Source organism: Sediminitomix flava (assembly GCF_003149185.1).
Classification (GTDB): domain Bacteria; phylum Bacteroidota; class Bacteroidia; order Cytophagales; family Flammeovirgaceae; genus Sediminitomix; species Sediminitomix flava.
In genome coordinates, this window is record NZ_QGDO01000001.1 from 944,628 (window position 1) to 969,277 (window position 24,650).

The 24,650-nt window shown below is 35.6% G+C and carries 10 protein-coding genes and 9 tRNA genes; 3 read left to right on the forward strand and 16 right to left on the reverse strand.

The genetic code is table 11. The features are described from left to right. Positions 1 to 56: 56 nt before the first annotated feature. The 12 genes from BC781_RS03615 to BC781_RS03670 all read right to left on the reverse strand — a co-directional run bounded on the left by BC781_RS03615 (position 57) and on the right by BC781_RS03670 (position 10,654). Positions 57 to 434: a VOC family protein gene (locus BC781_RS03615; RefSeq protein WP_109615877.1), complete on the reverse strand. Its 378-nt coding sequence runs from the start codon at positions 432 to 434 to the stop codon at positions 57 to 59. Between the two features lie 100 nt (positions 435 to 534). Further along, positions 535 to 609, reverse strand: a tRNA-Val gene (locus tag BC781_RS03620). Between the two features lie 14 nt (positions 610 to 623). Beyond that, positions 624 to 698: transfer RNA gene (locus tag BC781_RS03625), tRNA-Val, on the reverse strand. Between the two features lie 15 nt (positions 699 to 713). Beyond that, a tRNA-Val gene (locus BC781_RS03630) sits at positions 714 to 788 on the reverse strand. Positions 789 to 803: 15 nt separating this feature from the next. Further along, a tRNA-Val gene (locus BC781_RS03635) sits at positions 804 to 878 on the reverse strand. Between the two features lie 15 nt (positions 879 to 893). Continuing rightward, a tRNA-Val gene (locus tag BC781_RS03640) sits at positions 894 to 968 on the reverse strand. Between the two features lie 14 nt (positions 969 to 982). Continuing rightward, positions 983 to 1,057: transfer RNA gene (locus tag BC781_RS03645), tRNA-Val, on the reverse strand. Between the two features lie 14 nt (positions 1,058 to 1,071). Then, positions 1,072 to 1,146: transfer RNA gene (locus tag BC781_RS03650), tRNA-Val, on the reverse strand. A 14-nt stretch (positions 1,147 to 1,160) separates the two neighbouring features. Further along, positions 1,161 to 1,235 (reverse strand) — tRNA-Val (locus tag BC781_RS03655). A gap of 14 nt (positions 1,236 to 1,249) precedes the next feature. Further along, positions 1,250 to 1,324, reverse strand: a tRNA-Val gene (locus tag BC781_RS03660). 195 nt (positions 1,325 to 1,519) lie between these two features. Next, positions 1,520 to 9,532 (reverse strand): PKD domain-containing protein, encoded by an 8,013-nt coding sequence (locus BC781_RS03665; protein ID WP_109615878.1) that lies wholly within the window; start codon positions 9,530 to 9,532, stop codon positions 1,520 to 1,522. Between the two features lie 69 nt (positions 9,533 to 9,601). Then, a complete protein-coding gene (locus BC781_RS03670; protein WP_109615879.1) occupies positions 9,602 to 10,654 on the reverse strand; it encodes a PorP/SprF family type IX secretion system membrane protein in 1,053 nt (350 codons plus the stop codon). Positions 10,655 to 11,145: 491 nt separating this feature from the next. Here BC781_RS03670 and nagA point away from each other — a divergent pair, with 491 nt between their 5' ends. After that, entirely contained in the window at positions 11,146 to 12,309 is a 1,164-nt protein-coding gene (gene nagA / locus BC781_RS03675; protein WP_109615880.1) for an N-acetylglucosamine-6-phosphate deacetylase, read from the forward strand. Between the two features lie 71 nt (positions 12,310 to 12,380). Here nagA and BC781_RS03680 read toward each other — a convergent pair whose 3' ends face one another. The 3 genes from BC781_RS03680 to BC781_RS03690 form a co-directional block, all read right to left on the reverse strand. Next, positions 12,381 to 13,826: a PP2C family protein-serine/threonine phosphatase gene (locus BC781_RS03680; RefSeq protein ID WP_109615881.1), complete on the reverse strand. Its 1,446-nt coding sequence runs from the start codon at positions 13,824 to 13,826 to the stop codon at positions 12,381 to 12,383. Positions 13,827 to 14,045: 219 nt separating this feature from the next. Then, entirely contained in the window at positions 14,046 to 15,134 is a 1,089-nt protein-coding gene (locus tag BC781_RS03685) for an anhydro-N-acetylmuramic acid kinase (protein ID WP_109615882.1), read from the reverse strand. Between the two features lie 192 nt (positions 15,135 to 15,326). Continuing rightward, entirely contained in the window at positions 15,327 to 16,814 is a 1,488-nt protein-coding gene (locus BC781_RS03690) for a helix-turn-helix domain-containing protein (protein ID WP_262510254.1), read from the reverse strand. A 745-nt stretch (positions 16,815 to 17,559) separates the two neighbouring features. On the opposite strand from BC781_RS03690, the gene BC781_RS03695 reads away from it, so the two are divergent. Both BC781_RS03695 and BC781_RS03700 read left to right on the forward strand, forming a co-directional pair. Beyond that, the gene (locus BC781_RS03695) at positions 17,560 to 20,346 is read left to right on the forward strand and encodes a hypothetical protein (protein ID WP_109615884.1); all 2,787 of its coding nucleotides are present in this window, start codon (positions 17,560 to 17,562) and stop codon (positions 20,344 to 20,346) included. 303 nt (positions 20,347 to 20,649) lie between these two features. Continuing rightward, positions 20,650 to 23,352, forward strand: coding sequence for a hypothetical protein (locus tag BC781_RS03700; RefSeq protein WP_109615885.1), 2,703 nt, complete (start codon positions 20,650 to 20,652; stop codon positions 23,350 to 23,352). A 47-nt stretch (positions 23,353 to 23,399) separates the two neighbouring features. Here BC781_RS03700 and BC781_RS03705 read toward each other — a convergent pair whose 3' ends face one another. Then, complete coding sequence (locus BC781_RS03705; RefSeq protein ID WP_109615886.1) at positions 23,400 to 24,560, reverse strand: PQQ-dependent sugar dehydrogenase; 1,161 nt, start codon at positions 24,558 to 24,560, stop codon at positions 23,400 to 23,402. Positions 24,561 to 24,650 lie beyond the last annotated feature (90 nt).

A 24,650-nucleotide genomic window follows, 5' to 3' on the forward strand; every position in this document is an offset into this window, starting at 1 on the left:
AGCAACTCATCTCATACTAAAAAATCCTGTGTACGACCCTTTGTACACAGGATTTTTTATTTGAAATCAAAAAAGTCTCCAATATGCCATAAAACACCTGAAGGATCGTGTAAAAAGAACTCATTACCCCATTCTTGATTGACTATCGATGAGATACGTATCTCTCTATATGTTTCTGACAAGTTTTTACTCAAAAGCTCCTCTCTGAACTCCTCTGCACTATTTACTTCTAAAAAGAGCATTGTATTATTCACCCACTCTTCTACATAGTAATCTTGTAAATAAAAGCTGACTTGTTCTCCTTTATGAAACAAGCTCATCTTTTCACCTATCATCACTTCCTCAAAACCCAGTGAATGATAAAATGCTTTCGACAATTCAAAATCCTTTGCACCAATAAAAGCTCTTATTGATTTTACTGAATCTTCTTTCATCTTACTGTTACTTAAACAAATAATATCTGATGAATTTGAGAAAATAGAGGGAATAAAAAAAGCCACTTCAAATTTTGAAGCGGCTTCTGATTTTCTTGTGTGGGACGTATTGGATTCGAACCAATGACCCCCTGCTTGTAAGGCAGGTGCTCTAAACCAACTGAGCTAACATCCCTGTTATTCTATGTGTGGGACGTATTGGATTCGAACCAATGACCCCCTGCTTGTAAGGCAGGTGCTCTAAACCAACTGAGCTAACATCCCTGTTATTCTTATGTGTGGGACGTATTGGATTCGAACCAATGACCCCCTGCTTGTAAGGCAGGTGCTCTAAACCAACTGAGCTAACATCCCTGTTATTCTTATGTGTGGGACGTATTGGATTCGAACCAATGACCCCCTGCTTGTAAGGCAGGTGCTCTAAACCAACTGAGCTAACATCCCTGTTATTCTTATGTGTGGGACGTATTGGATTCGAACCAATGACCCCCTGCTTGTAAGGCAGGTGCTCTAAACCAACTGAGCTAACATCCCTGTTATTCTATGTGTGGGACGTATTGGATTCGAACCAATGACCCCCTGCTTGTAAGGCAGGTGCTCTAAACCAACTGAGCTAACATCCCTGTTATTCTATGTGTGGGACGTATTGGATTCGAACCAATGACCCCCTGCTTGTAAGGCAGGTGCTCTAAACCAACTGAGCTAACATCCCTGTTATTCTATGTGTGGGACGTATTGGATTCGAACCAATGACCCCCTGCTTGTAAGGCAGGTGCTCTAAACCAACTGAGCTAACATCCCTGTTATTCTATGTGTGGGACGTATTGGATTCGAACCAATGACCCCCTGCTTGTAAGGCAGGTGCTCTAAACCAACTGAGCTAACATCCCGTTCTTTTCAGAAACCTTATTTCCGAAAGGCGAGTGCAAATGTAGTAGCTTTGTTTAAACTGTGCAAGTCATTAATGGTAAAAAAAAGTCAACAATTGATTTATGACTGATAACCAAGGGAGAAAAAATTCATGTTTTATTACAATTTTTCAATATCCACACTCAAAACACGACTATTTACTCTTATTTACATTGTTAGTCCGCTAAGGTTATTCGACCTGTTTTTTGGAAATTTTGCTTCTCATTTCCTAAAGATGAATAACTAACTACAAATGTATAAACACCTAAAGGCATCAATTCACCTCTATATTTCCCATCCCAACCATTTTCAGGAATACTTGCCTCTACTGCATCTTCATAATTTCTTTCAAAAATAACTTCTCCCCATCTGTTAAAGATTTGTAAAGTTATTTCTGCAGTATACGCCGTCTCCAAAAAGAAGTAATCATTGATTCCATCATTATTTGGAGTGAAAGCATCAGGAGCAAACATCCGATTAGGGCAAACATCCGTGATTGTAATAGTTTGCTCAGTTACACAATTCAGCGGATTAGATATATCAGTCATCCAAACGGTATACTCTCCTACCTTATTTCTAACAACTGATTGTGTTGTTTCTCTTGTGTCTTGCCACTCATAAAGCACATCTGTAAAAGAAGGAGCTGAAATAGTTACTTCTTGACTGTCTTCGAAACAATGATCAATTACATCATTCGCTATTTCTAATTGAGGATAATCTACAACCACAAAATCTGCTGTATATGTACAATTTGCTTGAGAAGGGTGTAAAGTTTGAACCTCCACACTGTATGTATCAGGTTGACTAATAGATACCAACCTATTTGTTTCTCCTGTTGACCAAGAGTAGCGGATAGCTGTTCCCTCAGTTACAATTCTTCGAGCATCAATTTCTAAAGGCTCTCCAAAACATTTGTATAGTGTATCCCTCGTATACGTATTTGGTGAAACTTGAATAAAAACAGAGTCCATAGAAGAACAGCCTGTCGTACTGAAAACTTCAACCGATACCCACCTAGATTCTTCAGCAAGTTTATCTATACGTTGTTCGGTAGATCCATCTTCCCACAGATATGTTTCCCCTCCTTGTGCTTCTAAAGTAAACCACTCCCCATAACAAACATAAGTTGGCGCTTCTAAAACTACTTCTGGACGAATTCCTACTTCAATAATTTGTGATAAAGTATCAATACAACCATTCGTCCGTTCAACTCTAGCAAAGACAGTATATAGCCCTACTCGATCAAACTGATGATTTATTTGGAGACCATTGGTTGTCAGATTACTTCCCAAATGTTCATGATAATTCAAATCCCAACTCACCTCTTGCACTGATGCTTCAGGATAATTTGACGAAAATTGAATGGTAACATTTTCATTTAAACAAGCCTGTGATAACAATTGAATTTCTGGCTTGAAGATATTATCTATTTCAATTTCTTGCTGGAATACGTCTCCTATACAACCATTAGGACTAATAGTTCTTGCACTGAAAATATAAATCCCCTCTTCATATGCTCTAACTAACATTAAGGAATCAGAACTTGATTCAAAAACTCCATCATTATCTAAATCCCATTCCCATCTATAAGTATTCGGGAGAGTTGTCATACTTCGATCAAAAGTTAACTCACCGAGTTTACAAGGATTTTGAGAATTAACTTCAAATCTGGCTTCAATTGAAGGTTCAATGACTAAATAAATTTCCTCAGAAATCTGACAATCCAGATTCACTCTGTTACTCCCTACCCTATTAAGAGTTAAGAGCATTCTACTAGCTAAAGGATCAAAAGTCAAATCTGAAATAGTTGGATTAAATGAATTGATATCTTGTAAACTTGCAGTCCCTCCACTTGTATTGGTGATAGACCATTGATAGGTATAAGCAGAATTCTCTGTCAGATTACTATCTAAAACCGTTAATTCGTCGGTATTTTCACACAAATAAATTGTATCTCCACCTACCAAATTGGGACGATTATAGAATGACAGTGTTACGGTATCTGCTGAGAATATATTTTCGTTTAGTTCATTCGTGATTTTTAGCACATAAGTAGCACTTATTTCACTGATCGTTTCATCTAAATCTGGGACATAGAGTCTTAAGGTATCAAAACCTACATTTCTTTGATCTAAACCATTTCGTATTCTGTTTTCTTGGATGGCTTGAGCTTTTCCATTCTGATCTGTAACAGTTATTCTAGACCAAGTTTTTATAAATCCACTTTCGATAAGACTGTCAGGATAAATCAATGTTTCTTCCTCAAAACACACTCCTGTAGAATCAAATATCAAATCAAAGATTGGTTCTTTGTAGAATGTCACTGTAATTGTATCTCGATCTGCACAGTCTTCGTTACTCACAATCAACTCATAAGTAAAATCCACCTTTATTTCTCCTACTGGGAATGTAGGATTACTCAGATTTAAGTTTTCTCCTAAAACACTTTCTTGTACACTTGCGGTATTTGGAGTAGAACTCAACTGATTCCAAGTATATACGCTATTTGGGTAAACCTCTCTCGAGCTTAAATTGATTTGTTGTGACTGGGGAGCTTCTGTTTTATCTGCTATAATTTCAGCATTCGGAGTTCTTAGGAAATGAAAATTGATTGTTTTTCGATCAGTACAACTAGAAGTCTGATTTGAGACTTCTACTATCGCGCTAACAAATAATTGATCTTGGCCATCTTCAAAGAAAGCAACGCTTATATCTAAAGACGGAGAGCTCAAACTTTGGGCTTCAACTCTTCCATTTGTAGCTTGTAAAACCCATTCAAAATCATAAGCTGGTAATGGATTTGTCATTGCATCAATAGAGGCTTCTGTAGCACAATTAGGAATATAAATTGTATCGTTGTCTACAAATCCATCAATTTCGGGAAAGCGGTGAATCGTGAGGTTTACAGTGTCTAAATCTTCACAGAATGTACTTAATTCTGCATCGAACGTTCTCACAGTAAAAGTAGTATTAATAATCGCACTTGGCGTCTCAAAATTGATAGAATCAAAAGTTATCCCTACACGATCTGTTCTAACATAATTTTCTTGAACAGTCCCACCTGTCTCAGCTATTTTCGTCCATTCGTAATCCCAATCTGGGTTTGCATAATTTGTTGAAAAAATCGTATCTAAAAATGCTTCACAAATTGTTATTGAATTTGCAATATCAGTAAACGGTTTTTCTTTAACCTCAATTGAAACTTCTGTACTATCAACACATCCTCTTTCACTACTTACAATCAATTTCACAGTATAATCTCCTACTTCTGAATACTCATGAACAGGATTCTGAGCCAAACTGGTACTATCATCTCCAAAATCCCAAGACCACGCATTGATTTCATTAGTCCCTACAGGTAATGGTATCGGGATTAAAGATGAGATATTTTGATTATCAATTTGAGAACGATCCGTAAAACTCAAGACCTCAGATACACATATTTTTTGGGCAGAAGTCTCAAAATCAGCTTGTGGAGGGTTAAACCTAAAAATAGGAATATCTACTACAACAGAATCTTCACAACCATTGACAGTCGTGACCTTTACCCAAACTTGATGATATTGTTCTACACCGAAATTTTCAGCTTCATAATCAATAACTATTTGATTTAAATTTTGCCCTGCCCTATCTACTTGTGGTAAAATTCCATCGTAATTAAAATCCCACTCCCAATTCAGAATACTATCTAAAGGAACTCGTGGATTTTGGATTTCAGCAACAAACGAAACCTCATAAGTACCACAGTTTATCTGATTTGACAACTGCAACTCGGGTAAAGGGAAAATTCTAGCATCTTGAACAAGTGTATCAGCACATCCTGAAGTTGAATTCACGATCAGTTGAACAGGGTATACTCCATCTCCAATAAATTCATGAGTAGTTGTCAATCCCTCTGCTGTATTTCCATCGCCAAAATCCCACTGATAAGACTCAATCGTATACCCCAAACCTGCCAAAGAAGTCGTTGCATCAAATAAATATATTCCTTGCCCACAACGCCCTGTTTGTGGCACACTTTCAAATAATGCTGTTGGTGGAGGTCTAAAAGTAATTCTGAATGAAGTTTCTTTTTCGCATGACACTTGATTTGAGACAGACTTTTGAGGATTTAGAAAGTCGGTGTAATCAGAAACCACCCAATACTTCACTGTGATTTCTTCTCCGTCAGTGTCCAAAGGATCAATTTCATTTGAGCTTGTAGTTCCAGATAAAAACTGCACATTATTTAATCCTTCTCCTTCTGCCACGACAGTCCCATCTTCTCTTAACCATTGGAAGTAAATCTCTCCTTCAATCTGTGCTCTATTCAAACTGTCTTCCCATTCATAAAAATCTATAAAATTGAAATCTTCAAGGTTTACCGTCAATCCTTCTTCAGTGGCACACAAAGTTGTATCTTCATAAGACAAGGTCGGACAATTTAAAATACTAATTGTTCCTGCATAATCAGCTGTAGTGACACAACCATCCGCATCTGCAAAAGATAAAGCGGGTTCTGCTGTCTTTAGATTAACAGTATCGGGAATTGTATAAGTGAATTCTTGAATAGGAAACGAACTACCTCCTTGTCCATCTCCTGAAGTCCAAATTAAAGCTACACTATCAGGGTCTATTCCTGGAGTTTCAATAGTGGCGGTGAGATCAATATCTTCTTCCCCATAAAAAATTAGTTTTTCGATATCAAAACTTCCAAGAACACCACCAACTGTAATTGATTTTGATTCTGACTCATGTCTACAAGTTCGCCCATTTGGAAGTTCCTCTTCAATCGTTAGAGTAACTTGATAAGAAGAATCTGGTGGGGAAGGTTTTGTATAAAAGTGTGCAACTTCACCCGTAAGAGTAGTAGCTGTATTCCCATCACCAAAATCCCAAATCCATCGAACGATTGGCACTTCGTAAGTCGTTGAATCATTTTCTGTGATTACTCTTGGGGTTGAACTTCCAATTGTCCCATCGGCAGAATCAAAGAAACTGATAAAACCTGGACAATCTAAAGAGAATACATCGGCAGAAAAATCTACTTCTGGAATTACTGATGTTGGCACTTCAAAGCTGGTTTCTTCCATAGAAGTACAACCATTCCCATCTGTGACTAATAAGCGTAGTTGGTAGGCTTCACCTTCTTCAAAATTAAAGGTAAAAGTAAAATCAGCAGGGAAACCATAATCGAAATCATCTTCGAAGGTATCTACCCAATCAGTACCATCAAAAATTTGCCATTGGAAGCTAGGAAAGGGGAAAAACAGAAATCCTTTAGGTCCTATTCTTGGGGTTATTTTGGTTTCTGTTCCTTCACATCCATAATCAAAGGTTACATTATCTGCGATGTTGAAATCGGGATATGTCAGATTAAAAAGAAAATCATTTTCCCATTCACAACTATCTGTAAACACATTCAGCGTTATACGTTGTCTATCGTCTTGTGGGAATCTTGCTTCAATAGGAAAAATGCCTTCCAAATTATCAATCGTACCGTCTGTAGAGGTTCCTTCTTCTAAAACCTCTCCATTCCAAAGCCATTTCCATTGTATGGTATCAGAAGTTGTCCACACCTCACTGACTTCAATAATAACGGAATCTCCTTCACACAATTGATCATTTCCATCCAACTCGAAAGATGTACCCAATACGGTAAAAGGTTCTATTGGTACTCTTCGAATACAAGTCGGAGATAACAACACTTCATAAAGTCCTTCCCACTCTCCTGCTTTCGGAAATATTGCGGTTGTATAGCTATTGAATTCTAGTAAAGTGGTACTATCATCTTCATGTGTAAAAGTCCAACGATATGCCGCATCTACAGGTAATTCACCTCCCTCAAAAAATGCTGCTCTGCCTACACAAACCTCCGTAGGTACACTAATGATTTCGGGAATTCCTACTTCTTCTGCAAGTTGAATAGTATTCGAAAATCCATCAGTACAAGTACCTTCAGTTGCGACCATAGAAACTTCTACAAAAGCTTCGCTTGGTAAAATTCCTCGAGGATTTCCATTAAATGTAGGAAAATTGGGATGCTGAACAGGATCATCACTTGCATTGGTGGTAGACAAAGTGAAAACTTCTCCATTGACAATAATTTCCCAATCAAATCGATCTCCTCCTACAGAAGTGTTTTCGATCTGCAAGAGTGTAGGCGAACACTCGTCATTTACATAATTAAACTCTGCTTTTGGTGGTAAAATTTGAACCTGTTTTTCCAATATTCGTTCTTCACAATCATAGCCTTCATAATAAGCTCTCAAACGTACATTGATAAAGACAAAAGGGTCTGCTAGGTCATACTGAAACCTACCATCGCCTTGAGGATTTACAGCATTATCATAAGAACCACCACCAGTATAATCCCACTCATATTTTATGGAATCGGCATAAGGTGTTGAAATCCCTCCGAAAGAAGATAAGTTTCTAAATGTTACGATAGTCTCGTTACAAATAGCTGAGTCGGGTAAAATCTCAAAATCAAGTATAGGAAGTATTCTGATATCTACAGGCTTTTCTAAGACAAACTCACAGGAAGGGTTATTACCTATGGGTTCGGTACGTACCAATGCCTCAATCTTATAATTCCCATCATCGTTGATCGAAAATTGAAAATCTCGTTGATTACTCGTTTCAATCTCTGTTTCTGTTCCATTTTCAAGTTGGATGAGTGACCAGTTTACTGAAGCAATTTCTACATTCTCTACATCAGAAATAGTATATCGTCCATCAAAAGGTAAACAGCCTCCGTCATTTCCTACAATTTCAAAATCTGGGATTTCAGACCTTACTCGAATAGAATCTAGCACACAAAAATTACTTCCTTCTTCAGTTACAACTTCTATCGTAAATGAGCCAATAGAGTTTACAGGGATTTGTGGAGCTCTTTCGTTTTGTCCGTATCGTTGTGATTCCCCTCGAATCTGCCAATACCAATTCCCTAGATTGGAATCATCACGAAGTATAGGAGAAACGGTAAAAGGAGATTGGCAAAAAACAGTATCATCAAGTTGTATTTCAGCTCTAGATAAAACAGGAATTAGGATTGGTCTAATAAATTGACAGCCAAAGTTTACTCCTCCTTCTATTTCCATTACCACATTTTCCGTTTGAGAAGATGCTGTGTTATTTGTAAAGCGATGTTCTACTCCTTCAGGGTATACACTTCGCTTGACACTTCCATCTTCAAATCGCCAAACTAGTTCTGTTCCAACTAAAGAATTTTCCAACAGGGGTGTAAAAACAATAGCACCATAATCGGTACAATAAGGTGGGGTAAGTGTATTGAATTCAAAACCGTTGGTCTGATCTATAAAATACATCCCATCGGAAATAGTAATGCTATTAGAACAACCCGCTGGACTGCTAGCTGTCACACTAATGTCAAATGATTTTCCACTTGACCTGTCGTAGTTATGAAGTAAAGATTTACCTAGACCTTGCCAACCATCTCCAAAATCCCAATCATACTGAATGTTTGTGTCATCAACTTGATTTCCATCCGTATCAAATATAGCTGCGGTATACATCACCATGGCATTATCCTCGCAGCTATACGTTTTTTCGGGGGTAATTCTCACCTCAAAAGGCGGAACGACTTCAATAATTCCACTATAATTTTCTATCAGTCTACACCCTTGCGCATGTGTTCCTTCCATAAAAATGGAGAACTGACCAGCTTTATCCATAGGTACAATGGCTGGATAACCATCTTGTGAAGCATCGCCTTGGTATAGTTGATTATCTATTAAATACTCAACTTCTGCAAACGTTCCTACAGGAGCATCATTGCTTACAACCAACTCTTCCCCCAAACATAATAATGTACAATCAACGAGAATATTGACCACATTAACATTATTGATTTCTATAAAATCTACAGGACTTGAAATAACCTGTGTACTCCCATCCGATAATTCAATAGTGACAGAGATAGTGTAAGTCCCTACCGAATTATATTGCTCCACTGGATTTGGTAATACTGAGGTGTTCCCATTTCCAAAATCCCAATTATAACTATTCACCCCAGAAAATCCATCTAGTCTTAGGCGAAGAACCAAGCCATTACAAGCCACAATTTCATTTCCTGTGATAGCATCAATTTCTTCTAAACCCGTATCCACTACTATGGATTGCGCCTTAGAAGAAATCTGTGATGTTATAAGTAGGACTCCACTAAAGAAGAGTACTAGGTATTTCATAGTGATAAACAGTGCTTCTGTGAAATATAAATTTCGAGTTTGCCGTGTTAGCTGTTTATCAATTGATAGTTATAACCAAGGTATTGGTGTAGGACAAATTACTTTACCTTTTCTTTTTCTCCTTTTTTTAGGGTAATCTTTATTGAAATTAAAATCAAAGGATAAAGAAACTTCATGTGTTTGTGCTAATTGCTGAGGTAAATCCGAAAGATTAACATCATAGCTATAGCCTACTTTCACACTTTTCAATTTGAAACCGACCAAAAAAGCTAGTGCATCTTGATTTAGCCCTTCTCCGTTTTCTTTCAAAACAGGTAATCCTCTGTACCATACACCCAGCATTACTGGAGAATACAATCCATAAATACCCAAACTTAATTGATCTGATTTACCTTGACTTTGGTAAAGAATTACAGGTGTAAGTATTTTATTGTCTAAGTTCTCACCTCCATATTTTGTTTTATGACTAAAGGGAATTACATAACCTGCCATTACAGAATACTTGATAGGCAAGGTCTGAGAGCCTCCTGTAAAACTTGTTTCAGGAGAATTCACATGATGAGCAGAGAAACCAAACCACATTTTTTCATGTAAGAGTAAACCTCCAAGAGAAATATCTGGATAAAACTTACGTTCATCCAGATTAGGTTCTTGCGTAGGTTGTCCCGTAGGTCCAAAATTATCTAGCTGATCTCCAAAGAGGAAATTATTGAAATCAAGATCTGATTGTACTATTCCTCCTTGAATCCCCAAATTCAGCGACCAAGACTTTGAAATACGAAGAAGATAAGCTGTCGAAATAGATAATTGTGTGTTTGAAAGAGGTGCATCTTGCCCTAAATTATCATGCTTCAGCATTAGCCCAAGAGACAATCCACTTCCAATAAAGTGATGATCAAAACCGAATAAATAAGATTCGTAATTTGACGGTAGTCTTGTCCATTGATTTCGGTAATTGAAGTTCATTCTAGCATCTAAGCTAGAACCTGTCATTGCAGGATTCAAGTAAAGGGGTGCTGCATAGAATTGTGTGTATTGTGGATCTTGCGCCTCACAATTACTGCGAGCAAGACATACAATGAATAATGTTAGTAATAAACTAGAAGCGTAAGTTAACTTCATGTTTTTCAGTTGTAGTAACAAATTAGGTTTAGGTAATAAGAAGTTAGTTGGTTGTTAGTTGTGTAGTTATGCTTATTAAAGTGGGAAGAAACGCAATTCGGTTGTAGTAATTGTAGAGTTACGCATAAATTAAAAGGTTTATTGCATTTTCTAACACATGAAGCTTTATCGGCTATATTTCGTTCCTACACTGTTCGTTTGTCTACAATTTTTATATCACTTTTTTCAAATAGTCCTATTCTTAAGCTTTTCAAGCGGTTTTCCACTCTCATAACCATTAATTACTTGATGTAATATTTACCAAGCTATGTTCTAATAAAGCTGTAATGAATAATTCACAAACTATTAATAATTTTTATTATTAATAATATTGTTTTTAATATTTTATATTCTTTATATTGCAATCAAATAAAACAAATAATAGTAAAATCTCTACTTGTAGAGTTATCAACACATTTTTTCACCCTTTATTGATATAAACTCGAAGAACCATGAAGAAGATCTTATCAAATTGCCATATCATGACTGGAGAAAGGGAACTATGGAACCACTCCATTATTATTCAGGATGGAAAAATATTAGACGTTGTTCCTTACGCGTCTATGGCGCCAGAAGATTGCGAAGTGATAGATATGTCAGGAAAATTTCTTCTTCCTGGATTTATAGATTTACAAGTTAATGGAGGTGGAAGTGAATTCTTTACACACAACATTAGTAAGGAAGCTGTTGAGGTTATGTATAAGTCTCACCTAAAGTTTGGTACTACCAGATTTTTACCAACGCTTATATCTACCTCAAAAGAGAATATTCTGAATGCTTGTAATGTCATTAAAGAGTGCCAAGAAGAAAATGCTTATGGGGTTTTAGGAATGCACTTAGAAGGGCCTTATTTCAATATGGAGAAAAAAGGGGCTCATTATCCTAAGTTTATTAGAGAACCTCAAGAAAATGAGTTAAATGAGATTATAGAGGTAGGAAAAGAAGTCATCAAAATTATCACTGTTGCACCAGAAAAGTTTTCAGATGATTTATTAAAGCTTCTAGTAAATAATTTTGTTGTCTCGGCTGGACATAGTAATGCGACATATGACCAAGCCAAAAGAGCATTTAACTTGGGTATTAAAAAGGTAACTCACCTTTTCAATGCCATGTCTCAGTTTAATAGCCGTAACCCCGGATTGGTAGGGGCATTCTTTGATGAGAAAGATGTATTCGGAGGTATTATTGTTGATGGCGTTCACTGTGATTTCGCCTCAGTAAGAGCTGCACACGCCTTGAAGAAAGGTAAATTATTCCTCGTTTCCGATGCCTCATTTGTAGACAATGATGTAGAATCGTTTGAGTTTGATGGTTTCCAATTGAAAAATATAGGCGGAAACTTCTATACAGAAGCAGGAAATCTTGCAGGCTCATCTATCAGTATGTTAGATGCAGTGAGAAACTGTGTTCTTAATGTAGGAATATCTCTAGAGGAAGTTGCGAAAATGGCTTCAACCTACCCTGCACAATGTTTGGGTATTCAAGATGAATTTGGAAAAATTAAAGCTGGTTATGTTGCTGACCTCGTAGTACTTGACAATAACCTTAATTTGGAAAGTGTAATTGTTGAAGGAAAAGAAGTTGTTTCATATAAAGAAGAAATGGAGTTAGCTTAAACTTTATTTTAATTACTCGTTTGGAACCCTATTGAAGAAATTCGATGGGGTTATTTTTTATCAGAATAAAACTAAACTTCTACAGCAAGAGCTAAAACATCATCAGTTTGAGGCGTATCTCCTTTCCACCCCAACCAACTTTGGACTATGGCATCAAGATGATTTTCAAAGTTTTCATTATGATCTTCTAAAATCAGATTCCTAATTCTTTTTTGAAGAATTTTCTTATCTCTTGGTCCTCCAAACTGATCTGTTATACCATCAGTAAACATAAATAAGATATTCCCTTTCTCCAATACAACTGATTGATCTTCAAAACAAAGATCTTTATGATAATCTATTCCCCCAATTGTCTTCTTCGTTCCTTTCAATTCTATTAGTTCAGAATTTTTTAAAAGCCAAAGAGGGCGTCTAGCTCCAGAAAAAATTAACTCTCCTGTAGGTTTATGATACCTTACTAAACTCAATTCCATTCCATCCTCGATATGAAATTTATTTCCTTTCACAGAGATGGCTGCTCTAAACTCTTTTTGAAGCTGTTCAAAAATTTCTGCTGGCGTAATTTCAGTCTCAGCTTTATCAACTATGGTATCTAGTAATACTTTTGCGATAATTGTTAGAAATGAAGCAGGAACACCATGTCCAGTACAATCTACGATTGCAGTATAGAAATACCCATTCTTTTCTTTCCACCAATAAAAATCACCTGATACAATATCTTTAGGCTGATAGATGATTCTATGCTTCTGATAGTAATTATCTAAGAGCTGTACATCTGGTAAAAAGGCTTGTTGAATTCTCAGAGCATACCTTACACTTGAAGTTATATTTTCATATAATTTGGATAGTTCTTGATTTTGATGGTGTGTTAGCTCTAACTGTATCTTAAGTTCTTCAGATTGATTTTCTACTTCCTGCTGCTTTTCTTGTAATTTTTCATTTGCAAGATTCAGACTCTTCTTTGTTTTTAATTCATTGATAATTCCGTTGTGTCTACTTTTCATCATAAACACAGAGAGAATTGATAGAACTAAGGTCATAGGATAACCATTGTCTATCACATCGGCCCAAGTCATTTCATGAAAAAAATGAATACCTAAAGTGAAAATCAAAAAACATAAAATGTTGATAACTGCAGAATGTTTAGAATCCCAAACAATCAAACCATTACCAGCTAAAATAGCAGCAGACAATGCGCTAAAATAAACAGGACTATGTTCACTTGGACTTATCGAACAGAGGTAGCTCAATTGTAAGGACATCCCTCCATAAACTACGTAATTAAAAACAACAGCCCTCCTATAAATCCCTAGCTTATACATTATATAAAAAAGTAAGGTCACTAGGGCTTGAAATACTCTGATAAAAAGAAAATCAGCAGCTATATTTTGAGGTAAAAGTCTATGGTCCATTATCGCACATAATGGGTAAACAATTACTCCAACAATAGTAAGAATTCCTATGTACTTGCTGTTGAAAGGTTCTAAGTACCTTTCGTTTTCTCTATCTAAAGTCATAAAAAGTGTGGATCGGTATTTCCACAAAAATAAACCAAATACTTACATATTTAAATTAATTATATAAATAATCCTATTTTCAATTATCGCGATAGAATTATCTAATAGAAATTTAGAAACAAATAAATGAACTTAAATAACTTTCAGAATAATTAATAAAAGCTCTTCAAATAATTCAACAACAAACAATAATGATCTAATTTTTAGATAAATAACAAACTAAACAAACTTCAACTTACTATTGAAATCATATATCTGCCCACCTACATTATCTACTAAAGCTCCTGTTACACTTGACAAACAGTTGACTTCACCTCTGACTTTTAAGACTCCTAATAATCCAAAAATTAAAGCTTCTTTCATTTCAATCAACTCAGATGAGGTTGTTGCAAATTCAACACCTGAAGCATAATATTTGATTCTATCAATGAAGTAAGAATTAAATGCCCCTCCACCTGTAATAAGGCATTTTTCATTTTGATCTAACTTATACTTCTCTAAACAAACTCCAATTTGCATAGAAGCATGCTCCACAGCTGTTGCTAGTTTATCCTCAAGGGTTGGTATTTGATCTAATAATGGAATGACATACTCCAATACCCACTCTTTCCCTAATGACTTAGCTCCTTCTTTTTTATAGAAATCCAATTCATTTAGTTTATTCAAAATATCTAAATCAACTTTCCCAGAAGCTGCTAATTTTCCATCTTCATCATACGATTTCCCAATAGTTCGCATATAATGATTTAAAGGCATATTGGCTATTCCTACATCAAATGCAAGACGTTCGCCATTTGTACCTTCAAAGGATATATTCGATATTCCCCCTAAATTCAAACAATATCTAAATTCACTGAATAACAGACGATCACCTATTGGTACTAATGGAGCTCCTTGTCCACCTAAAGCCACATCTGTAGTTCTAAAATCTGCAACCACAGGAATTTTCGTAATTGCATTTATATGGGCAGGACTCCCAATTTGAGTGGTAAGTGAAAACTCATCTGGTTGATGAAAAATAGTATGACCGTGAGAGCAAATAAAATCTACCTCCAGTTGATACTCATCTATAAACTTTTTGACTTCTTCAGCGAAAAACTTACCGAGTTCTACATCAAAACGAGCATACGCCAAAGCAGAACCAGATTCTACTGAAGCTAATTTTTCTTGTAAAGAATGATCATAATCTACGCTTTTACTCTTTTTGATTTCAAATTTCCAATTATCAGTCACATCAAAATGGACATAACACAAATCTAGACCATCTAAACTTGTCCCCGACATCATACCAATCACCTTATATTTCATAACTCAGAATTGTTCTTTATCTCAAAAAATAAAACCTTAAACTTCTTCTGTAAATCTAATTTCAAAACTGATATTTCACCTCACTAAATACGGTTATTTCTGCTTTTAACCTTTGAAGAATTATATACAAAAAAAGTGAGTTGAGCCTTTTACAGCCACAACTCACTTTTTAGTAATTAACAACAGATTTAATTATTCCATTAAACCTTTCAATATATCTTCTATTTCTTTTTCTCTCTTATCTTTTTCCAATACAGTTGGGGCAAAACCTCTAACTGTACAATCTGTAGAAGGACATCTCTCACAAGTTTCATTCACCATCTCTACTTTTATACTAGGGTCACTCAAGAAACGGCAGGTTTGTTTAAGTGTATCATCAATAAAGAATCCAATTGTAATACTTGTATTTACAGCAGGTTGTCTATTCAGACCATGTGCCAATGTAATACAGAAATATTCTTTTCCAGAAGTGATATATCTTGAAACTTGAGAGTTACAAACAATCTTCTTAGGATCTTCTAATTGATCTTTCTCAAGTTGTTGGAAAATCTTTAACGAAACCCACCTTCTACAATAATGTTCACTTAATACAGTTCCATGAGGAGAGTGTAAACCAGCCAAATGAAGTTCTTTAGTTAGTTTAAATGCATTATCCCCTGGATTATTATTTAACCTTAGGAAGAATATTTTATCGATTCCGAAAAACTTTGGTAAAATACTCGTTAACCTTGAAAGGAAAATCTCAGGTGAAACTTGGTATTTATTAAAGATATCTAGGAATTTATTCTGACTAAAAGTCTCACTTGATAAGAAATCAGCTAGGTCAGTTGCAATTTCTTTTTCGGGCATCAATAAAGCTCCAGCAAAGTAGCTAGCCATATGATGATTTAATAGCTCATCAAATGATTTCACTCGAACCCAAGAATAAGTTTTAGTTCGATCCTGAATCTCCATAAAATTATATGCAGCTTCTCTACAAAGTACAAATAACTTATGATCAGGTGAAAGTTGCGGATGAAGCATCAAAGTTTTCTTACCATCTTCACCATCATCTTTTAAGAAAGAATGCAAACTACCTTTAGATGGATTGACAGCTAATTGTTGCTCATCAAATTCGTAACCGTGTTCTTCTTTCAAGAATTTTTCTAAATCTTCAATGTTCGGCTTTCCTTCATTGAAATATTTAGACATAAAATTTTGAGCAGCTTCTTCCACTTCCTCAAAATAATTTTCATGCATTTCCTGATAAGACCTAAGAACCGAGAAATAAAGATTCTCAACAGTAAGGTCATAATTTCTCGAAATTTCTACGATGGTATTGATAAACGCACTCAATTTCGCTGGTGCATCTGAAACTAACTCTAATAAGTTTCGAGGCTCAATACCAAAAACTTCTAGCGGCAACTCTTGAAGTAAATTTGATTTGAGAAGATTTGAAAGTGGACTGAGTTTCTTTGAAATTTTCAAGGAAACCAATTGATCGTAAGATAGTTGAAGAGCATTCGCTAAAAGCACTATTTTAGTTCTTTTAGGATACTTTTTCCCCTTCTCTATTTCATTTAAATAGGAAACAGATAATTCCGCTTTTTTAGCTAATTCAGACAAAGATAATCCTAACTCCTGTCTACGCATTCTTACCTTTAGTCCTAAGATTAAGCGTATGTTCTCTTCTCTTACCACCTATTTTTTACTTAAATTGATTCTACTCTGATGTTTTCGGGAATAAATCTACAACAATAGTCTCAAATGAAAAAAAAATATACAAAAAGCGAAATTTCGCTTTTAATTATGAATTCGTTTCTATACATTTGTAATGTTACTTGAGAGACAATTTAGTCGCCGTATTTTTATTGTACAGGTGCTTAACTCTGTCAATCAGACATTATTAATTTTTCGTTTTCAATATAAAAAGGCATTCCTCATGGGAATGCCTTTTTTTGTTATTGTTTCTAAAATTGAAAAATAAATGAATACGAACTTTTTTAATACAAACAGTCAGTCGTTATATCAAATACTAAATTGAGGACACTTAAATGGTAACAAGAACAAGCTCAACATGTAATAAAAAATAAAACTTTGTAAATAAATCCGAACTCAATTGAATCATAGCAATAATACATTACACTTTATAAAGATTATTTAAGCTCTAAATACTAAATCCCAAACCAATCATATAATTTTAGGCCATTCAAAATTTAGGCGTTAGCCACAATCCAAAATCTTAATACATACATTTTATTATGTATGTAATTACTATGTAAAATATTAACCTAAAATCATCTTTCTATCGACCAATTATTTCCAAATCCTAGATTTCATCAAAAGCTCTCGACCTTCGTCTTGTGCCGAGTAAATTGGACTCGGAGCTAGTCTTTTTTACCAAAATTCACCCATTAACAAAAACTCTTTTTTAATAAAAAGTAAAATGAAACTTTTAAAATTTTTCCCGATTCTATTCCTACTATCTCTTATTGCTTGTCAAGAATATCAATTAGAAGAATCTGAAGTTCTTGAACAAGAGGTTGGTAATAACAAGCGTATGGCTTTTAATCAAGATGTTTATTTCTTGAATAGCGCCAATGGTAAATCTGAAATTTTCGATGTTGACTTTGATTTCCAAGGTTTGACAGGGCATGCAGATTTAACAAAGTTAGAACTCACAAAAGACGGGGTTCCATTTGAGCTTCCAAATGGTGGACACATGTGTGTATCTCCAGACAATCGTTTTCTTACTGTTGTTGTGGCTAAACAGAGTAAAATTTTTCTTGTAGAAATAAGTTCGGGTATCGTAAAAGAAGCGACACTCATGGCTTATGACCTCAACAAGACTAGCATCAGTACAGTATTGGCTGACCCAGAAAAATATAAGATGCAAAATCTTAAAAATGCTAAGGGTAAAAAGATCGGAGGTATTACTCAAGTTGATGTAGACAAAGAAGGTTATCTATTTATAGCAGGTAAAGCCGGTTTTTTTAGAGTTGTAGCTGATAGAGGAAATGGTGAAAAAGACCCATCTGAAGTTAATTACGGAAAGGACATTTGGTCAGAAATTTGGGCACAACAAGATCTTGCTTATTTACAAAGAAATAATGTAGATACAGATACTCATGGTTCAAACTGGGTTCATGCTATTCATTATCAATTCTCAGGAAGTGTTGCCGTTGAATCGTCCGAAGACGAATTTGAGGAAGAGTATTTTGAAGAGGTTGATACTTTTAATCCGAAAAAAGTAAAATTCAGAGGTGGAGATATTTTATTTACTCAAAACTCTGCTGAAACTGATGGTTTTGAACAACAAAGATTAATCTCTTTTTCACAATGGAAAGGAGGTACTGCAATCTATCTAGACCTTCACTGGGACTGGAAAAACGAGCAAATTTATTTTGACGCAGGAAGAGTGATGGAAGGATTAAACATGAATCGTAACAACGAAAGTGGAAAGGGAGCTGGTAGAGTTACTGGAGCTGCGCTTACAGGAGATAATATGGTATTTACCTCTCATCATTTTAGTAACTATCTTCAATTAAGAACATTAGATGGTACTGTAATTCGTGATGATATTGAATTAAGAATTGATGGAGATGAAAACAACCTTCTCAGACACAATTGGGGGGATATGGCTTCAACTCAACAATTTGATAAGAACTCTCAAAATCCTGTTGCAGGAGGAAGTTCAAAAGAAATAGACGGTGAATATTATAATGCATGGTATAGAGGTGAAGAAATAGGTCATCAATACGCAGAAGTAAAACTTTACAGACCTGAGAAAAAAGTATATGACATCAACGAGCTATCAAATACTGAAGCTAGCTACAATGCAACTAAAGATTCAAGAGGAAACTCGGCAAATGCTGACCTAGCTGATTACCGTAAAAACGCAGAGAAGTTTGTCTCTCTAGGAGGTGATGGCGGTTATGTCTTAATGCAACTACAAATGCCTATCACTGTCTCTAAACAATCAATGCTTCAGGTTGTAGAAACTAGTTGGAACAAAGCATCCGATTATACACCAACTTCTGCAGGTTGGAATTCATATAAAGAATCTGCTGAAGTTTATGTTTTAGAAGGAAACACTTCAAAATACTATGATCCTACTGAAATGGATCCAAATAATTCAAATTGGACGTCTGTAGGTGTTGCTTACATCGCTAATAACGAATTCAAGCTATCTGAAGCTATCGATTTAGGTACTGATATCAGATGGATTATGGTAAAAGATTCTGGTTCTAAAACAAGTGATGGTTTTGACGTCAATTTTGTATCGTCTTATGAAGCTCAACCCGAAATTCTAATCAACCAAACTGACTACACTTGGCTACCTTGTGACATTACGGTTGACAGTTATGCAATAAGATCAGGTGACGATAATCCGAGTAACAAAGTTAGAGGAGGCGAAGCAATGTATAAAATACCTGACGCTGATGACATTGTTGCAAGTAGTATCATTCAATTAACTCAAGCACAAATGGATGAACTTGGTACAAAGTCAGGAAGAAGTAGAGTGATAGGTCTATTTACAGCGGAAATTGATGGTAAACTTCATGCTTATGAAATTCATGACGATTGTGCAGTTAAAGGAATGAGACATTTTGAATGGGGCGGAGAAAATAAAAATGCATCCTTTGTTCCACTTCCTCTAAAAGCTGACAAATACGACATGTCTCAAGTTACTACTTCATTTGTAGACTGGGATGGATTTGACATCATCTATAACCTCAATGGAGAAACGAAAAGAGTACCATTTGCTCAAAAGCAAGAGGCTCGTTTAAGATATAAGAAAGCTATAGACTATGTTAAAGTACTCACTCTCTGGGGAGATATTATTCCAAAGCTCTCTATTTGTGGTGACAAAGGTGATATAATTGAAGTAGACTCTAAATATCATTGGGATCAGAATAGATTTACTAGTGATAAAGTTTACATATCTAGTATGTCTAAAGATTTAAACACAAATAACCCAATCACAACTGATGTTTTCCAAATTCTTAATGGTTATAGTTATGATATTAAAGTTGATTTGAATATCGATGGTGAAATTTTAGAAATAGAGGTTCCTGCTAATACTTGGATTATGGGTAAAGGTGTTTTCAATGCTAATCTAAAAGGATATACCATTTATCGTAAAAGTAACAATGAAGAAATTAGTAATAAAGGACAATTTGGAACATTTGGTTCAACACAAATGCTTGAGTATGAATGCTCGTCTTTATAGTTCTTAAAGTATAAATAATGCATGAAGGCTATCACATTTTGATAGCCTTCTTTATTTATACCTACGAAGTATTGCAAAGAAATATTTACTTCGATCTACTTAACATCAAAAACCGAAAACAATAATTTCTACTAATCTTAATAATGTAAGATCATACTACTTTTTGATATAAAATCATCTACTTGCCAACCAATTTTTTAGTAAGCACTACTGTTATATGAGAGAAGTATAATCTTCTAATTAAGGGCAAAACAAACGTAGCCTTTGAACTAAACTAAAACTTCTCAATAAACTACAAGTAAGATGAAATCTCTCAAATTCATCTCATTATTTCTACTCATTTATTTTGTAGGATGTAATGAATACCAACAACTAGAAAACGAAGCCATTCCAACCCATGAAGTTGGTAACCACAAACGGATGGCTTTCAACCAAGATGTTTATTTATTAAACAGTACCAACAAATCTGAAATCTATAAAGTAGGTTTTGACTTTCAAGGCTTACAAGGAGATGCTACACTTACTAAGCTTGATCTATGGACAGAAGACAACCAAGATTTTGAACTTCCTAGAGGAGGACATATGTGTGTATCACCAGATAACCGTTTTCTTACGGTTGTCATAGCAAAAAGAAGTAGAATCTATTTAATTGACTTAAATACGTATGAAGTTCGATCATCACTCCTACTCGGGTATCGATATGATCAACGCCAAACAAGTATCAGCACTGTCAGAGAAAACCCACAAGCTTTCTATATGAGCAAAATTGGGGGAATAACCCAAGTAGATGTAGATCAAGAAGGCTTCTTATTTATAGCGGGTAAAGCTGGCTTCTTTAGAGTAGTCTCAGACAGGGGAAATGGTATGCAAGACCCATCTAACATTAATACAGGTAAAGATATCTGGACTGAAATTTGGGAAAGAGATGACCCTAGCTTAGAAAATAATGAAAATTGGGTTCACGCGCTACAGTACAAATTCAATGGAAATCTCAGTGTTGAATCTACAGAAGACGGAGAAGAATACTTTGAAGATGTCACTCCTTTCAATCCTAAAAAAGTAAAATTCAGAGGTGGTGATATTTTATTCACCCAAAACAGTAATGAAACCGACGGTTTTGAACATCAACGTTTAATCTCTTTTTCACAGTGGAAAGGCGGTACTGCTATATATCTTGACCTAGAGTGGAATTGGGCTACTCAAACCATTCAGTTTGATGCAGGAAAAGTAATGGGAGGATTGAACATGAACCGTAATAACGAAAGCGGCAAAGGAACTGGTCGAGTAACAGGAGCAGCTCTGACAGGAGATAATATGGTTTTTACCTCTCACCATTCTAGTAAATTCTTACAGCTAAGAACATTAGATGGTACAGTTGTCCGTGATGATATCGAATTGCAGTTAGATGGAAATGAGGAAAACCTCCTAATACATAATTGGGGTGATATGGCATCAACCCAACAATTTGATAGAAACACGAATAATCCTAATGATAAAACACTTAGCAACAAAGAAATTGATGGTCAATATTTTGAAGATTGGTATAAAGGAGAAAAAGAGGGTCATCAATATGCAGAAGTGAAGCTATACAGACCAAAACGAAGAATATACGAACCGAATGATTTGTCTCAACCCGATCCAGAAGAAAGCTATAATGCAACAAGAGATTCTCGAGGAAACGCTGCTAATGCAGATTTAGCTGATTATCGTAAAAATGCCCAGAAATTTGTTTCATTAGGAGGAGAAGGAGGCTATGTATTGATGCAACTCCAAACGCCTATTAAAGTAAATTCATATTCAACGCTTCAAGTTGTAGAAACGAGCTGGAATAGAGCTCCACAGTTCACCCCAACATCTTCAGGGTTTAATTCTTATGCAGAAAAGGCTAAAGTTTTCGTTTTACCCAATGATGATTCACGCTATTATTCTGATACCGACATGCAAGTAGATGATCCTGACTGGATTGAAATAGGGGAAGCCTTTATTGCAAATAATGAGTTTTCACTTTCAGAGACCGTCAGTGAGGGAACTACGATCAAATGGATCATGATTAAAGATTCTGGCTCTGAAACACCTGATGGTTTCGATCTTAACTTTGTTTCAGCATATGAATTTAAACCAGAAGTTTTGATTACTCAAGACGATCATCCTTGGCTGCCTTGCGACCTCACTGAAGACAGCTTTGCTATAAGAACTGGAGATGACAACCCAAGCACAAAAGTAAGAGGTGGTGAAGCAATGTTTAGAATTCCTCAAGCCAATGAAATCATTGAGAGTAGTATTATAGAACTTACGCAAGAACAAAAAGATTTTCTTGGAACGAAATCTGGAAGAAGTAGAGTCATCGGTCTATTTACAGCCGAAATTGATGGAAAACTTCATGCATATGAAATCCATGACGACTGTTCTATTAAAGGGATTCGACATTTTGAATGGGGCGGAGAAAATAAAAATGCATCCTTTGTGCCACTGCCGTTAAACCCCAATAATTACGACTTATCTCAAGTTACCACAGCGTTTAAAAAATGGAAAGGTTTCGATCTTGTTTATACATTAAATGGGGAAACCAAAAAAGTCCCATTTGCAAACAAACAAGAAGCTCGCCTTAGATATAAAAAGGCTATTGACTATACCGAACCAACATGGAATAGTGTCATTCAAAAACTTTCGGGCTGTGGTGAAATAGGAGACAAAGTAAATATCACGACTGAGCTATGTTTAACTCCAACTGGAGGTTTTGCTCGTTCTACCATAGAGGGTTCAGATGTATTCCAACTAAGAAACCCTAGTGATGATGATGTTACATTTATCGTTACGACTAATACTCAAGGTACATTTGAGATTTTTGCCCCTGCTAAAACTTGGCATTTTGTAAAAGGCGGTACAGGTACTGTAATTACTAATGTGAAAGCTTATACCGATTTTGGAGGTACTTCTCAAACAGAAGTTTGGAATAAAGGTGGTACTTCTACCTTAGGAAGCGAACTTAATTGTCCTATGCAATAAATTTATAATTCACCTCCCCTCAAGAAATCTTAAGGGGAGGTTTATTCTTATTTCTTGTAGGTCACTCGATAAATAGCTCCGGCAAAATCATCAGAAATCAAAAGTGAACCATCTGGTTGTTCTAGTACATCAACAGGTCTACCCCATTGCTTTTGTGTTTCTTCGTTTAACCAACCTTCAATAAAAGGTTGAAAAATCTCAGATTTATTCCCATCCAACAAAACTAAAGATACTTTATAACCTGACTTTTTACTTCTGTTCCAAGATCCATGCTCTGCTACAAATACTGATTTTTTATACAATTCTGGGAACATATCTCCCGTGTAAAATGACATTCCTAAAGGAGCTACATGCGCTCCCATCTTCTGAACAGGATCAATGTAATCTTCTGACTTCGTTCCTTTTCCAAATTCAGGGTCTTCTACATCACCCGCATGCCAATAAGGATAACCAAAATGCTGTCCCTTTTCTGTAGCTACATTTAACTCACAATCGGGAATATCATCTCCCATCATGTCTCTACCGTTATCTGTAAACCACAATTGTCCTGTTTCAGGGTGCCAATCAAAACCTACTGTATTTCTCACGCCATGTGCATAAACCTCAAAATCACTACCATCATCGTTCATTCTAGTAATAGATGCAAACTGAGGATCATCTGACTTACAGATATTACAAGGTGCACCTACAGGAATATATAATTTCCCGTCAGGACCAAAAGCAATATACTTCCATCCATGATGTCTCTCGGTCGGAAATTTATCATAGATAACGACAGGCTTTGGAGGATTTTTAAGATTCGCTTCTATATCATCAAAACGGAGGATTCTATTGACTTCTGCTACATATAAATTCCCATCTTTTAAAGCTACTCCATTTGGCATACTCAAGCCTTCTGCAATTACATAGCGATCATCTGCATAACCATCTTGATCTGAATCGACCAATGCCCATACCTTATCTTCTTTACGGTTTCCAACAAAAATAGTCCCTTTTTCTCCTCTTGCAAGCGAACGAGCATTAGGGATATCTTCTGCAAAAACATTGACCTCAAAACCGTTTGGTAAAGACAGTTTTTCTATTGGTAACTTGGTAGAAGGTTTCTCTATTTTGACTGTCTCTGTGTTTTTTTTCTCTTCTGCTTTATTCTCCACACAAGAGCTAGAAAATAGCGCTAGGATTGAAAGAATTGGTAATAGCTTTTTCATAAAAGATTTGTGAGTTTCCGTGTTTAATATTTATACATTCGAATTTATCGTCATTAAACAAGCCCAATTTATAAACAAAAAAACTCAGAA